The sequence below is a fragment of the Myxococcaceae bacterium genome (assembly GCA_016000045.1).
In the GTDB taxonomy this organism is placed as follows: domain Bacteria; phylum Myxococcota; class UBA727; order UBA727; family JABDBI01; genus AER2-1.
The window spans coordinates 61,266-75,185 of record JAECQY010000010.1 but is presented as its reverse complement, the minus strand read 5'-3'; the positions used below and the strand labels follow the sequence as shown (position 1 = coordinate 75,185).

Annotated in this window: 12 protein-coding genes; 8 read left to right on the top strand and 4 right to left on the bottom strand. The window is 48.6% G+C overall.

Annotated elements, in window-relative coordinates; genetic code table 11:
• Both I8H75_06210 and I8H75_06205 read right to left on the bottom strand, forming a co-directional pair.
• Positions 1–879 (bottom strand): hypothetical protein (locus I8H75_06210; protein MBH2006908.1); only part of this gene is annotated, 879 nt, incomplete at its 3' end.
• A 128-nt stretch (positions 880–1,007) separates the two neighbouring features.
• Complete coding sequence (locus I8H75_06205; protein ID MBH2006907.1) at positions 1,008–2,576, bottom strand: APC family permease; 1,569 nt, start codon at positions 2,574–2,576, stop codon at positions 1,008–1,010.
• Between the two features lie 309 nt (positions 2,577–2,885).
• Between I8H75_06205 and I8H75_06200 the strand changes: the two genes are divergently transcribed.
• The 4 genes from I8H75_06200 to I8H75_06185 all read left to right on the top strand — a co-directional run bounded on the left by I8H75_06200 (position 2,886) and on the right by I8H75_06185 (position 7,431).
• A complete protein-coding gene (locus tag I8H75_06200; GenBank protein MBH2006906.1) occupies positions 2,886–3,638 on the top strand; it encodes a DUF1275 domain-containing protein in 753 nt (250 codons plus the stop codon).
• Positions 3,639–3,803: 165 nt separating this feature from the next.
• Positions 3,804–5,360 (top strand): ATP-binding protein, encoded by a 1,557-nt coding sequence (locus I8H75_06195; protein MBH2006905.1) that lies wholly within the window; start codon positions 3,804–3,806, stop codon positions 5,358–5,360.
• A 203-nt stretch (positions 5,361–5,563) separates the two neighbouring features.
• Positions 5,564–6,163, top strand: coding sequence for a peroxiredoxin (locus I8H75_06190; protein ID MBH2006904.1), 600 nt, complete (start codon positions 5,564–5,566; stop codon positions 6,161–6,163).
• Between the two features lie 74 nt (positions 6,164–6,237).
• Complete coding sequence (locus tag I8H75_06185; protein ID MBH2006903.1) at positions 6,238–7,431, top strand: hypothetical protein; 1,194 nt, start codon at positions 6,238–6,240, stop codon at positions 7,429–7,431.
• Here the strand turns inward: I8H75_06185 and I8H75_06180 are convergent.
• Both I8H75_06180 and I8H75_06175 read right to left on the bottom strand, forming a co-directional pair.
• Positions 7,423–8,955: a cation:proton antiporter gene (locus tag I8H75_06180; protein ID MBH2006902.1), complete on the bottom strand. Its 1,533-nt coding sequence runs from the start codon at positions 8,953–8,955 to the stop codon at positions 7,423–7,425. The genes I8H75_06185 and I8H75_06180 overlap by 9 nt on opposite strands.
• Positions 8,952–10,547, bottom strand: coding sequence for a M24 family metallopeptidase (locus I8H75_06175; protein MBH2006901.1), 1,596 nt, complete (start codon positions 10,545–10,547; stop codon positions 8,952–8,954). The genes I8H75_06180 and I8H75_06175 overlap by 4 nt, the downstream gene beginning before the upstream one ends.
• 319 nt (positions 10,548–10,866) lie before the next feature.
• On the opposite strand from I8H75_06175, the gene pssA reads away from it, so the two are divergent.
• Genes pssA through I8H75_06155 form a run of 4 tightly spaced genes read left to right on the top strand, consistent with a single transcriptional unit; the run spans position 10,867 to position 13,898 of the window.
• Positions 10,867–11,631: a CDP-diacylglycerol--serine O-phosphatidyltransferase gene (gene pssA, locus I8H75_06170; GenBank protein ID MBH2006900.1), complete on the top strand. Its 765-nt coding sequence runs from the start codon at positions 10,867–10,869 to the stop codon at positions 11,629–11,631.
• Positions 11,632–11,635: 4 nt separating this feature from the next.
• On the top strand, positions 11,636–11,878 hold the full coding sequence (locus tag I8H75_06165; protein ID MBH2006899.1) for a hypothetical protein: 243 nt from the start codon (positions 11,636–11,638) through the stop codon (positions 11,876–11,878).
• A 24-nt stretch (positions 11,879–11,902) separates the two neighbouring features.
• On the top strand, positions 11,903–12,787 hold the full coding sequence (locus tag I8H75_06160) for a transposase (protein ID MBH2006898.1): 885 nt from the start codon (positions 11,903–11,905) through the stop codon (positions 12,785–12,787).
• 52 nt (positions 12,788–12,839) lie between these two features.
• Complete coding sequence (locus I8H75_06155) at positions 12,840–13,898, top strand: IMP dehydrogenase (GenBank protein ID MBH2006897.1); 1,059 nt, start codon at positions 12,840–12,842, stop codon at positions 13,896–13,898.
• Positions 13,899–13,920 lie beyond the last annotated feature (22 nt).

The following is a 13,920-nucleotide window of genomic DNA, read 5'->3' as shown; positions in this document are numbered from 1 at the left end:
GGTTTGAAAAGGCGAAAAAGGCGCTACAGCTTGATTCCAACGATTGATCGCAACCACGCGCTGATCTGCCCGAGGCTCCGTGTCCCAAGTTGACCTAAACGCGCTGGCATCTGTTTCAAGGCGAGCCAGGTTCATTTCAAAAGCGCCGGTTTGGTCTCGATTATGAATACAATACACTCGCGAAAGGCCCCATCTGGTCGGCTTGTCGTGATAAAAGCAACGCCAAATAAAACGCCACTCCGGATCGGTAGGAAGTACTTCCGCCTTGGCGTAGGTAGCGTTTGAAACAAGCGTTTTGTTCTTAAAGACGCGTTCGCTGATTCCCCAAGGAATCCAAGGATTGGGTAAGTCGTTACGCACGCCTGTCGGCAAAGGCTCTGGTTGAGGCGGTGGGCCACCGGCGGGAACCAACCGTAGCCCCGGTACCGAATCCTTGGCTTGAGAGGCAGGCAAAGACAACTCGCCGGGTGTTGCATCTCGAAGTTCCAGCCCAATCTTCAAAGCTCCTGTCTTCGAACGCTTCTCAGGCAAAGCCCCCAGCTCGATCAATCGCAAGAGCTCTTCTTCTGCGGCCGAAGCCTCCGAAGCTTTGTCTATTTGACGCAGCCTGTGCATCTTTTGTCGGAGCTCTTTCATGCGCTGGTCCCGCTGGATCATTTGCGCGATGTAGTCGTCACCGATGCGAGTGAGCGGCACCCAAGCCGAACCGAGCGAAAGGGGCTTTACCTCTCGAACGCTGTCTCGAATTTGCCGACCCATTCGAGCCACTTCCGAGTAAGCATCTTGCAACCAAGCTGGGCGATATCCCAGCAGATTCCAAGCGAACAAGTTGGGGGATAAAGCAAAAACAAAGAAAATAGAAACGAAGATTTGATTCATACAAATAAACACTCTCCTCTCATTGACGAGGCCATTCAAAAAACGACTTTCTCTGTTCCTAGACTTTCCACTAAAAATCGTCAATGCTTGAACCGATCTGTAGACAAAATCAAATTAGAGCCCTCCCCCTAAGCAAGCGATTCTTCGCCACCCGTTACCATGGGAGGAGCTCGAAGCTGCGATAGGATCAGCGCAACCGCACTCACGCCCAAAATCAAACTCGCACTCGTCGAGAAAGAGAGGCACTGTTTTTCTTTCAGAAAGCTCAGCCATACAATGCAGAATGCTTGAAAGAGAAACCACTCACTGCCAATCATCTGTTCCGAAAGGCTCTTACCCGATTTCCTGCGCACCCCCCAATAAATCCCGATCAAAGCGACGCAAGTCAATCCCAAATTTCGAAGTGCTTCCCAACCACAGGCAAACACCATCAAATTTGAGAAAGAGATCGAGAGAAAACAGGTCAAACGGTAGAACGGAACTCTAAATACCGCTGGCTGTTCACCCAGCTGTGCACGAATCCGTAGTAAAATGGCTGGAGCGACCGTATAGCATAAAATAAAAGCCGCTACCAAAATAGCAATCATGGCTTTTAAGCTTGGAAGCATCCAAAAAGCCAGCGCCTGAAACCCGAAACTAAACACAATGGAAGCCACCGGAACTCCCCGAGTGTTTAGCCTTCTGAGCCATACCCATGCGTTCAGGTTTTCGGATAAAGCGTATAATAGCCGCGGCGCAGAACTCGAATACGCAAACGCAGTACCCATGGGTGAGACGACAGCATCTGTGTAAATCATGCCAAGCAGCCAATGCAGCCCAAGCAAAGCAGCGACTCCGGAAAAAGGCCCCTCCGCTCCTGGGAACGAAAGTTGTTTCCAGCCGTTTGCAAGAGTTGTGCTGGGAAGTGCCACCAAAAAAGCGTATTGAATCAAGATATAAAGGGCCGCAGAAATCAAAAGAGAACCCAAAATAGCAAATGGGATCGCTCGTTTGGGGTTTTGAGCTTCCCCTCCAAACACGGTCGCTTGGCTGAATCCGTTGTAGGAAAATATAATACCACTGACTGCAATCGCCTGAAAAATCGATTCCCAAGGAGTGTCAAACATCGCCACCCAGGAGACTCTTTGCGTGAAACTGGTCTCCCGTACCGCCCAGATAAAACTCGCACAAACCAAGCAGGGTGTTAGCATTTTAAAAAACACAGAAACGGATGTAAACCAGGCCATCGTGCGGGTTCCAAAAAGATTCGCCACACTGGCCAGCGCCAACAGAAGAATTGAGAGAAGGTAACCGGACGCTGATAGATTTCCCCCCTGCCCGATAAGCCCTGGTATCTGAGAAGACAAATACTGTAAGACGGCTCGAACTTCCAAGGCCGGTAAAATAATAAAAACCAACAAATTCAGAACCGTTAAGATAAACGCCAAACATTCTCCGTGACTCAAATAGGCCACCCGATTCAATCCACCGACCTTCGGAAATCGAGAGATCACCTCGGCGATGGTGACACCAATCACCGCAGCCATCACAGCTCCTAAGAGCCAAGCCAACAAAGAACCCGGTCCAGCGATTTGAGCAGCGTAGAGCGGTGCAAACAACCATCCGGATCCAAAAATAGCCGTAAACGAAATAAACAACAGGTTGATAGGGCTTAAACTTCTCTTATTAAATCCATTCGACATAGACACCCTCAGCACAGATCGGAAACATTCATGGGATTAACCGCCTTAACTCAATCGAAGGTATTTGAGCAAGCGGATTGGACCGTTGCACCGGTAGAGTCATGCTAAGCTCTTGAGTCAAATTGTCAAGCAACTGCCCGGGTTCAAGAAATTAGACGCGCTTTCCTATTGGGAAAGAGAAGATCCATCCTGAAACATCCGACTTTGCGATTGCCTTAGGATTGTGGCTTGTAACGTAGCCAAAATTTGGTTCAAGAGATATAGTCATCCCAGGATGAAACCCGTTCCCGCACAAGCCCAGCAGCGTCTGATCGAAGGAAAACCATGCATCGACTGAGTCGAGAGGAATACACTCGAAAGCCTTACGTGTTTCTATGGGGGCTGCTGGCATTTCAAGCCGGCTTTATAAACGCCTTCGGGTTTCTTTCCTGCGGCCGTTACGTGTCGCATATAACCGGATTCGGGAGTCAAATCGGGATTTCCTTGGCCCACTCTCACCCTCTATTTGCTTTGGAGCTTTTGGGATTTCCGATGGTTTTTATATTAGGCGCTTTTATCGCGGGACTTCTCACCATTGCACGCATCGAGCGCGGCGAAAAACCTCGATTTGATCTGATTATTTTAGCTTTGCCAGTTATGCTGCTTTTCTTCGCTTTATTGGGTGAAAATGGATTTTTTGGACTCTTTGGAGAACATCTCGTTCACACGCGAGACTTTTTTCTGCTTTACTCACTCTCCTTCCTCTGCGGGTTTCAGAACGCCTGTTTTACAATCATGACTAAGGGCCACATTCGAACGACACATTTGACCGGTTTGAGTACCGATATCGGTTCGGAGTCTGCTCGACTCTTATTTGGAAAGCTAAACCTGAAAGAACGGGTTCTGAGCCAGAGAGCTTATTTTTCGCGAATTTTAATTTTCGTCTCTTTCGCTGCCGGATCGATTGTCTCTGTATTCATCTGTCAAAGTTTCACCTATTTTGCTTTGCTGCTCCCACTATTGACTTCGTTGCTTGTATGGTTCGCCTCTCGTGCGATCAGCCAATCGCTCGACAAACGGTACGAAGAAGATCTTTAAGAAACCCAATCCATGCAAGAAACGAAGCCATGGAGCAATCCAAGAATAGTAGCAAGAACCTTAGATCTGGGTACACAACACAAAATCAAAGTCCTTTCCAGTCTCAAGTATCTTGAACCCGGACACACACTTTACATCTTCGCCCGCTCCAGCTAAACCCGCTATGTGAAGCGCCTTCCTGATAATACGGCTGATTTTCCAAAGCTCATTCAAAGCAACTGCGTTTATGTTGACAAGACCAGGCAGCTTTATCATCTCCTCACCGGCTCAGGAGAAAACTTCTTTCTCTCAAGGCCCAGGCGTTTTGGAAAGACCTTGTTGATTTCGACCTTCGAGCAAATTTTCCTAGGCCATCGAGAACTGTTCGAAGGTCTATGGATCAGCCAGAGCGACTATACTTGGCCCAAACACCCCGTCTTGCGCATCAGCCTGGTCGAAATGGGCATAGGCTCCCCGGAAGAGTTTGAAAGGCGTTTGGTTCGAAACCTGCAGAAAAAAGCCGTCGAAGTTGGAGTGCATTTACAGGACAATTTGAGCTCTGCAGAATGCCTTGCAGGCTTGGTAGAAGCCCTCTCTAAGCAAAACTCTGTCGTTCTTTTGATCGACGAATACGACGCCCCCATCCTCGCTCACATCGACCACCCACCTGCTGCAGAAGCCATGCGAACAATTCTCAAGTCCTTTTACGGAGTGATCAAGGCTTTGGATTCTCATCTACGCTTTGTTTTTCTGACCGGCGTCACCAAGTTCAACAAAACTTCTATTTTTTCCGGACTCAATAATCTCGCAGATTTGACTCTCAGCGACCGAGCAGCCACTTTATTGGGCCTCACTTTCGAAGAGCTGCAGCACTTTTTCTCCGATCACATCCAGCAAGCTATCCATCAAAACACTCTTTCAAAAGCCGATTTTATGCAATCCATGCAAGATTGGTACAACGGATACCGTTTCTCGCCTCACCTTCCTACTCGGGTTTATAATCCTTGCTCCGTCATTCGATGTTTACTCTCTGGCCGTTTTGAAAATCATTGGTCACAGACCGGAACTCCCAGTTTTCTCATCAAGCTCATCCAAGAGAAAGACTATCCTATCTTGGATTTGGAAAATCTCATTGTATCCGAGGAAGACTTAGGCACTTTTGACCTCGATCGAATTCAGTTGCCCACCTTGCTCTTTCAGACTGGCTATTTAACGATTCAAGACTACGACCCAAGAACCAAGAACTTTCATTTGGCTTACCCGAACAAAGAAGTTTCTGAAACCATGATCAAAATATTGGCTCCTATCCTTACAGGGAGTCTATCCTTTGCTCCGTGGCAAACACTGGCCGAAGATTTGAAAGACGCTCTCAGAGCCAACGATCTTGACTGTTTTTGTTCATGCCTCAAATCATTCTTCGCCGACATTCCCTACGATCTGCACATTCCGCTCGAACGCTACTACCAAACCGTGTTTTACATGTTGGTCAAGTTTATGGGCGCGGACATCATGACGGAAGAGAAAACCAATATAGGCCGCATCGGTGCGGTTTTTCAAACGCCAACACACACCTACATCGTGGAGTTCAAGATGGGTCAATCGGCCCAGGAAGCCCTCCAGCAGATCGAACAAAAACAGTACGCTCAAAAATACCTGCTCTCCGGTAAGTCTGCTGTAGCGCTTGGTCTAGCCTTTGCTCCCAAAGCCAAAAACATCGTCGACCACGTTTGGAAAGATCTGTAGACGCGCTCCTGCCAAGCCTCTGCTCACTTGCGGCTTCCATCAACCTGGTGTTCGGGTTCAACAGCCATTCCCGCGAACGTGGAAGAATGGCATCTGAACTGCCTCCGGAGCCAAGGGAATGACTTACTTTTGTTGAACCCGGACAGACCATGGGAATTCACCTAAATCCATGTTAACGCTGCTGCAACACAAGGAGATTTGTCATGTATAGCTTAATTCAAAAATCTGCCCCTGACTTTAACGCGGAAGCCGTCTTGGCCAATGGAGAGTTTGGAAAAATCGCTTTGTCTGATTTCAAAGACAAGAAATACGTTTGCCTATTTTTCTACCCACTGGATTTTACATTCGTCTGTCCTTCCGAGATTCTCTCTTTTTCTCATCGAGTCAAAGAATTTGAAGAACGCAATACACAAATCTTAGGGGTTTCGGTTGACTCGAAATTCAGCCATTTTGCCTGGCGTCAAACGGCCCTTGAACAAGGCGGAATTGGAAACATCCATTTCCCTCTTATCTCCGACATCACCAAAGAAATCTCTCGCGACTATGGCGTTTTAATCGAAGACGCCGTGGCTTTGAGAGGAACTTTCCTCATCGATCAATCCGGGGTTGTTCGCCACGCCACCCTGAATGACCTGCCCTTAGGCCGCAATGTCGATGAAACTCTGCGCACAATCGATGCCCTTCAGCACACCGAGCAATTCGGAGAGGTCTGCCCTGCTGGCTGGAAAAAAGGACTCGAGGCCATGAAACCAAGCGCAGCGGGTGTCGCTTCTTACTTAAAGAACAACGGCTCCAAGCTTTAAACCATCGGCCCGGTGCATTCGTGCCGGGCAAACAACGAGCTTGACATTTTTTATCTACTCATAAATTAAAATCTGTGTTTTTGTTATTTTTTATACTTTTGTTTTTAAACTCTTGCATACCAGAAACTCAAAAACAAACGGTTTACCGCCTAACTCCGGATTCAAACTCTTTTATCGTTGAGATCCACCCTTCACCGCGATCGCTTAAGACCTACTTCCGGATCAATCCAAACGAGTCGACTGTTTACGAAATTCTTCCAGGCAATAAGAGTTTCCCTTATCGTTATCGGGTCCAACCCAAATCTAGCTTAAGCGATTTGGTTCGAACCACCTCAATCGATGCAGACGGGTTTCAAATCCCCGGTGACGCTTTCTTGAACTGCTTCGGCGTGAACCGAACCCAAACTCAGTCGATTCGGATCATTTGGAACGTGCCGGAAGATTGGCAGATTGCCAACTCGTACGGTGCAGGCGAATCTTCACAAGACATTGTCTCAAGCTGCAAAAGTCTCTCGGCATCGCTCTTTGTGGGGGGAAGAAATCTGCGAATTCACCGAGCTCCTTTTGGAGTCCTCGCCTTGCAGGGTTCCTTCACTCAGTCGGATCAGAATTTTTCTTCCGCCATTGATCAAAACATGCGACGAGTTGCTGAGTGGTGGGACGAACCCCTGAAACCCTACCATCTTGCCGTCATGCATGCGATTGAATCCGAAACTTCGGAGCAAGAGGGAGGGTCGGCCCATTTGAATGCCTTTCAAATCCGAATCATTCGGGATCGCGCACTAGACTCTCGATTTGATGCCTTGGTAACGCACGAGTATTTTCATCAATGGAACGGGCTACAAATCAATGAGCCCGTCTATCTCGACAGGCAAGACGCCATTGACAATCGTTGGTTTGTTGAAGGATTGACCGAATATTTCGCTCACCAGATCTCGAAAAACGACTTCAAACCAGACCCTTTAGAGCCCAATATGCCCCTGGCTAAACTCAAGTATCTTTTCAACACGTCGAATCAATTTCAGACATTCCCATATCGCCAAGGAGCTCGCATCGCACTGATCTTGGAACAATGGATTCAGTTCTACAATCCTCAAAACTCCTTGAAAACTTTGATGAAAGAGATCATCCGGCGATCTCGTACCGATCCCGATTTCACTCTGACAAACCCAAACATCGCTCGAGCTCTATGCGAAAGCAAGCTTCTGGAGTGCTTGGACGCTGATTTGTTCATCCAAGATTTTATCTTCGAAGGCCGTTCATTCTAAGCGCAACGTGAGCTCTTCAGCTTCTTTCTCGGTCAGAAGATTCGACTCCAAGGAATCTCGGTAAGACATTTTGGCGATTTGCTTCAAACCTTTCTTAATTGCTTCAAGCCGCAACCCAGCCGCTTCTTGAAAGCTCGCTTCTTCCTGGCGTTCTTCGAGATCTTTCAAAATTTCAACGCGTTCCGCTTGTAAGCGAGCAATCAAAGCCTTGGCTGCTGGTAAGTCCTGCGAACTCAGTCTCGACACCGTTTCAAGTTGAGATTTAATGGCTTTTAAACGCGCCAAGCGAGTATTCAAAAACGAGACAGCCTCGGTACGAACAGGCATCAATTTAAGCCAGCGCAAAAGCAATGGAATGGTCGAGCCTTGAAAAACAACGGATAGAACGACGACCCCAAAAGTCATCGCGATCAGCGTATCTTTAAAAGCGATGGTTTCCGGCAAAGAAAGCACCAGAACCATCGACAGAGCGCCTCGCAGACCCGACCACCAAATAATCGTCGCTTCTTTAACCGCAAGCGGCTGCCCCATTCTTTTTAAAATGGGCAAAGCCATGTACACGGATACCGCACGGGACGCGAGTACGGCGATATAAGCAACGGCAATCACGCCTGCATTGTTAAACAAGAGCGGCACACTCACTTCCAAACCCATGAGCAAAAATACGATGCTGGTGATGAAGAAAGAGACGTATTCCCAGAAGCTGGTAACCGCGACGCGAGTATTGGCGTTGAAAGTCTTATGGGAGCCTAAGTTCCCGACAAAGAGCCCAGCCATCACCGTTGCTAAAATACCCGATGTGTGAACTCTCTCTGCAAGCAAGTAAGAGCCGTAAGCCGTCACCGTCGTAATCGCGATGGAAATCAGATGATCTTCAGCAATGGGAATGATAAAGCCCGCAAACAGCCCCAAGATCGATCCAATAAAAATCCCGCCCAACGAATAGCTAATCAGCTGAAACAAGCTATCAGACCAATCGAAATGACCCACATTCAAAGCAATCAGAACGGCGTGATAAAAAACAATGGCCGTCCCGTCGTTGAATACGCTTTCGCCTTCAATCAAAAGGGAGAGTTTTCGATCAACTCCGAGCTGGCGCAACAAGCTGATCACCGATACGGGATCGGTTGCCGCAATGATGGTACCAAAAAGCAGAAAATACAAAAAACCGACCGACTGCGAAAAACCCAAGGTCGAAAAACCAACCGAAAGCACCCAAGCCGTGATAATGGCAGAAATCAAAATACCGGGCAGCGCCAAAGTCGCGATGGTAGGAGAATACTGCTTCAATTCATGAGCTGGAAAATGAATCGCGGCTTCGAAGAGAAGCGCCGGTAAAAATACGGTTAATAAGAGGCCCGGTGTTAACTTCAGGTTGGGAACCACATGAAGCGCATTGATTCCTAAACCGACCAAGACCAGCGATACCGTATACGGCACCTTCATACGCGCAGCTACGATGCCAACAATCGTGGCCGTGATCATTAACGAGACTAAGGCTTCAATGGTTTCAAGTTCGATCATAGTAGCACCGGAAATTTGCTTTGATAATGTGTTAGGAAGGTCATCTCAGAAGAGGTTAATAAGCCTGTGTCAATCAAGCGATCATCCAAGGGGCAAAATGATAACGGAATCACTTTCAAAAAGCCTGATCGCTCTGAATCACGAATCACCGTGCAAAGGTTTTCAATGCGAACGCCTCCGAAACCCTCGATATACACTCCGGGTTCGATAGAAAATACCTGGTTTTCTTCCATCGGAAACGAACTCGCTGGGGAAATGCGAGGAGGAGCTTCATGGACATTCACACCGATCCCATGTCCAGTCCCATGGGGATAGGTATAACCTTCTCGCCAGATTGGATCTCGCACCAATGCATCCAGTTGAGCACCGGTCGTCCCGATCGGAAAGCGTGCGGTCATGCCCGCAATGGCTGCTTTTAAAACCGTTGTGAAGATTTTTTTCTGCAGTTCCGTTGCCAGTTGCGACCGCCCTCCGAGCAAGAAGGTTCGAGTCAAATCGGTCGCGTATCCCCCTTCGTAATACGCTCCGGTATCGAGCAAAAAGAGATCTCCTGCATTCAATTTTTCGTTCTGACTCGGAACACCATAGTGAACCTGGGCTGCGTTTTTTGCAGCGGCACAAATGGGCTTAAACGAAAGACCCGTGGCCCCAGACTTTTTGTATCGCTCCCGCACGTGTTGATCCACGTCGTTCTCGCTAAGAGCCGCGCCATGCTCCATTTGCTCCGAAATCCAGCGTTGTGTTTCGTCAACCACTCGATCAGCCCGAGCAATCGCGCTGCGTATGTGATTGAGCTCGGCAGGATTCTTCACGGATTTCATCGCTTGAAAAGGGCTTTTTAGAAACACCACTCTGGCACCCGCTTGTTCTAACTCTCGTCGAACGGATTCGGGTGTAAGATCGGGATCCAGCCCAATGCGTGTGCCTTGGCGAAAAAACATCGGCTTAGAAACCCAATCCAAGCGGTCCGGGTAAGCCAAGGCTCTTGCGGAGAAAACGGCTTGATACGGAAATTCGAAAGCTCGCTGATTGCTAAGCCACGCAATTTCATCCAATGGGCCGATCAAAAACGCATCAATTGGGTTATCTTGAAAAAAAGACTCGGCTCTTTTCAGCTTTTGCAACGTCGATTCACCAAAGATGCTCTCTGGAATGCTCCAGCGCTCACCTTCCGAATCTCCGCCAACACTCGGTCCAAAATCGGGTAGTTCGATCCAATCAATCCCTTTGAGCTGATCAAAAAGAGTCACGGACATCCGATCTGTTTCGAGCCCTACTCGACCTTCTCCCCAAGATCGTAACTCTTTTTGCCAGGCGCTTTCAATCGAGCTTCCCAAAGGAATCACGCGCACCTCAAAGTCAATGGCCTCTTGGGCTGCCTGGATTTCGTATCGGCCATCCACGAATAAAATGGCCCGATCGGCGGAAACCAAAGCATCGCCGGCTGAACCGGTAAAGCCGGTCACATAGGCTCTTCGGCTTTTCTCGGCGGAGACATACTCATTGAGGTAAGCATCCGTGGAACGAACCAGTCCTGCCAAAAGCTGATTTTGCTCAAGAAGCTTTCGGAATTGAACGAGCCGTTGGTTCATAACTCGTAGGTATAACCCACTTTGCACCCTCAAGCAATTTCTGTATGCTGCGAAAACCTATGAAATTTTTCTGCGTGATGCTTGCTCTTTCCATCGCAGCCTGTAGCCCCTGCAAAAAGCTCGCAAAACAAATTTGCGATTGTGAAAAAAATGAATCTGCGCGAAATAATTGCAAAAAAAATCTTGATTTGAGAAGCCAACACAAAGCGTTTTCGAAAGCAGAAGATAGGGAAAGATGCCAAGCCATTTTGGACAGCGGCTCTTGCACGTGCGATGCCTTGCAGGCTGAGCAGTACGAATCCTGCGGGCTGACTCGACCATGAAACAATTTAAACAGCGCTTTCAACTGCGCAATGCGCTTTTCATTCTGCCGAACGCTTTTACCGTTTCGTCGATCTTTTGTGGCATGTACGCCATTTTGCACAGCTTGACCGGCAACAGCGCTGAAAGTCTTTACGAAGCCGGTATCGCCGTATTTTTTGCAGGTTTTTTTGACACGTGCGATGGCCGAGTTGCGCGGATCACCAAGACGCAAAGCGAGTTCGGAGTGCAGCTCGATTCTTTGGCAGACGTGATCAGTTTTGGTGTTGCACCTGCTTTGTTGGTCTACAAATGGGCTCTTTGGCCCCTAGGACCGATGGGATTTTTGGGAGCTTTTTTCTACGCCGCCTGCGGAGCCATCCGTTTAGCCCGTTTTAATGTGATATCTGCTCGAGAAAAAGGAGAAGCCGGCGAATTTTTCATGGGCCTTCCGATCCCTTTAGCGGCTGCCGTTTTGGTGGCCTCTTTGGTCGCTCACTTGAAACTTTTTGCAGGTTCCCCTGTGAAGCACCCAGAATGGATCTTGTATTTGATCCTCCTGATGGGAATTCTCATGATCAGCACGGTTGAGTATTGGACTTTTAAGAAATCGAAGTTCAATCGACAAACCGCACTCACCCTTCTGATTCTGTTGACGGGAACCTGGTGGTTTCGCTTGCATTATCCGATTAGCTTGGGAGTCGTTGGGCTTCTCGGAATTTATATTGTGGCAGGCATTAGCCGTTATTCTCTAAATCGGTTATACTGGGTGCGAAAGGAGTAAATTCATGGAAAAAAAATCGTGTCGGTATCCCCGTCATTCCCTCACCGCCCTACTGGTGATCGGGCTGGCAGCTTCAATCGGTCTTGGTAACGCCGGAATCATTCCTGAGTGCGCATCCAACATCGCATGGCCTCTGTGTTTGGGGCTGATCGGTGTCTTGATGCTGTGCGGCAAGCGTTGCCAATGTTGTAGCCCGCGTTTGGGTTGTTGCAACTCAGACGACAAAAAAGACAATGAATGCCAATGAGAGCCTAAGCGTTCACCAAAAAGTGTGTCACGGACGGCTCGCTTAACCAGGATTGGCGAACCGCATTGGGTGTTTGCTCGACCAAGCGGTGTAGCCGATCTATTCTACTTGGATCAAGACTACTACTCGTATTTGGATACCCTGGAAGAGCTCGCGCGGTCTCGGGCCGTTGAGGTATTGGCCTATTGTCTTCATCCGACACAGATCAGGCTTTTGATGATTCCAGGCCAATTATCCCTCTCGCGCGCCATCCAACGGCTTCACACTCGACACGCTCTTCGAATGAATCAACATCAAAAACGCTTCGGACCCTTGTTTCAGAATCGATTCGAATCCCGTCTATTGCACTCTTCCAGTGTTCTGGAAGCCGTTCGCAACACGCATCTCTGGCCTGTGCGTCAGGGTTTTGTGCGCCGAGCAGAAAACTATGCTTGGAGCAGCCATTCGGCCTACCTGAATCCCAGAGAGGCGAACATGAGTTTTTTGAGCACCCAACCCATTCTTTCTCTCTTCGCAGGCAGCGAAACAAGTTCGCGTCGAGCCTTTGATCGATATGTCGAATCAGCCTCTCTCGAAGCAGATGACGTACTCAGCATCCCAAGTCAGCTGAACCCAACAGCGCAACCGATCAAACACCCTAAAAAAGCCAATTTAAAGTTTTTAGACCAACGAGTCGCTCTGTTTCTTGGCATCGAAACGAAACTGATTCACACAAGCTCTCGCAGACAAGATCGAGTACTGGCAAGACGATTATTCGCAACCGTTGCTTCTTTGAAATTCGCTCACCCAATTCGCGAAATTGCAGCCTATTTAAAACGTGACAAAGCTCAGATTAGCCGTCTTGTCTCGCAAGGGATGGATTTGATCGATCAAGAAGGGCCGTTTAAAATCTTTTTTGACTCTGTATGAAAGCCTATTGCGGACTCGAAATCCTCCATCATCTGTGATAGCTACAGAAGCTATGTTCCCTTTGGCGCTCACTTTTAATGATGTGTTGCTCGTACCGGCTTATTCTGAGATTCTCCCTTCTCAAGTAGATATCCAAACCACTCTAGGGAAGAAGCTGCTCTTAAAAAGTCCGATTTTATCTGCCGCGATGGATACGGTCACCGAAAGTTCTATGGCCATGGAAATGTCACGTTTAGGCGGACTTGGCGTGATTCACAAAAACATGAGCCGTGAAGCCCAAGTGGAAGAAGTCAAGTGCGTGGTTCAATCGGGTCAAAGATGCGCTGCTGCCGTAGGACCCAACCCCGAACTGGAAGCTCGAGCGAAAGCGTTAGTGGATGCGGGTGCAAAAATTTTAGTCCTGGATACGGCTCACGGACACTCGAAAGGCGTCTTAAACGGAATCACCGCGCTCAAAGGCTGGTTCGGGGAAGAGGTTGTTATTATCGCGGGCAATATTGCGACTCAAGAAGCTGCAAAAGCTTTAATAGACGCAGGAGCAGACATCCTAAAAGTCGGCATTGGACCCGGCTCTATCTGCACCACTCGCCTGGTCGCTGGCGTAGGAGTGCCTCAATTGACCGCTGTGCTCGAAGTCTCCCAAGCAGCCAAACAACATGGAGTCGGCGTAATTGCCGATGGTGGAATCCGACATTCCGGTGACATCACCAAAGCACTCGCAGCTGGAGCTCAGGCCGTGATGCTCGGCTCATTGATTGCGGGCTGTGAAGAATCTCCGGGCCAAGTGATGGAATTGAACGGCCAAAGATTCAAATATTATCGAGGCATGGGCTCTGCAGCTGCCATGCAAAAAGGAAGCAAAGACCGTTACGGGCAAAACGACGTCCGCGACACCCAAAAGCTGGTCCCCGAAGGCGTTGAAGCCAAAACGCCTTACCAAGGCCATTTGGAAAGCGTCTTATTCCAGCTGCTCGGCGGGCTTCGTTCGGGCATGGGTTATTTGGGAGCAGCCACTTTACCTGATTTGGTTAAACAAGCTCGCTTTGTGCAGATCACTTCCGCAGGTCTTGGAGAGAGCCAGGTACACAGCGTGGATCTCAGTCATGTCTAAGATGGTTTTACAAAGTCGAAAG

Bases quoted from the DNA above. Each gene is read 5' to 3' on its own strand.
- I8H75_06175 (MBH2006901.1), bottom strand. From the start codon at position 10,547: ATGAACCAACGGCTCGTTCAATTCCGAAAGCTTCTTGAGCAAAATCAG.
- I8H75_06165 (MBH2006899.1), top strand. From the start codon at position 11,636: ATGGAAAAAAAATCGTGTCGGTATCCCCGTCATTCCCTCACCGCCCTA.
- I8H75_06180 (MBH2006902.1), bottom strand. From the start codon at position 8,955: ATGATCGAACTTGAAACCATTGAAGCCTTAGTCTCGTTAATGATCACG.
- I8H75_06155 (MBH2006897.1), top strand. From the start codon at position 12,840: ATGTTCCCTTTGGCGCTCACTTTTAATGATGTGTTGCTCGTACCGGCT.
- pssA (MBH2006900.1), top strand. From the start codon at position 10,867: ATGAAACAATTTAAACAGCGCTTTCAACTGCGCAATGCGCTTTTCATT.
- I8H75_06190 (MBH2006904.1), top strand. From the start codon at position 5,564: ATGTATAGCTTAATTCAAAAATCTGCCCCTGACTTTAACGCGGAAGCC.
- I8H75_06200 (MBH2006906.1), top strand. From the start codon at position 2,886: ATGCATCGACTGAGTCGAGAGGAATACACTCGAAAGCCTTACGTGTTT.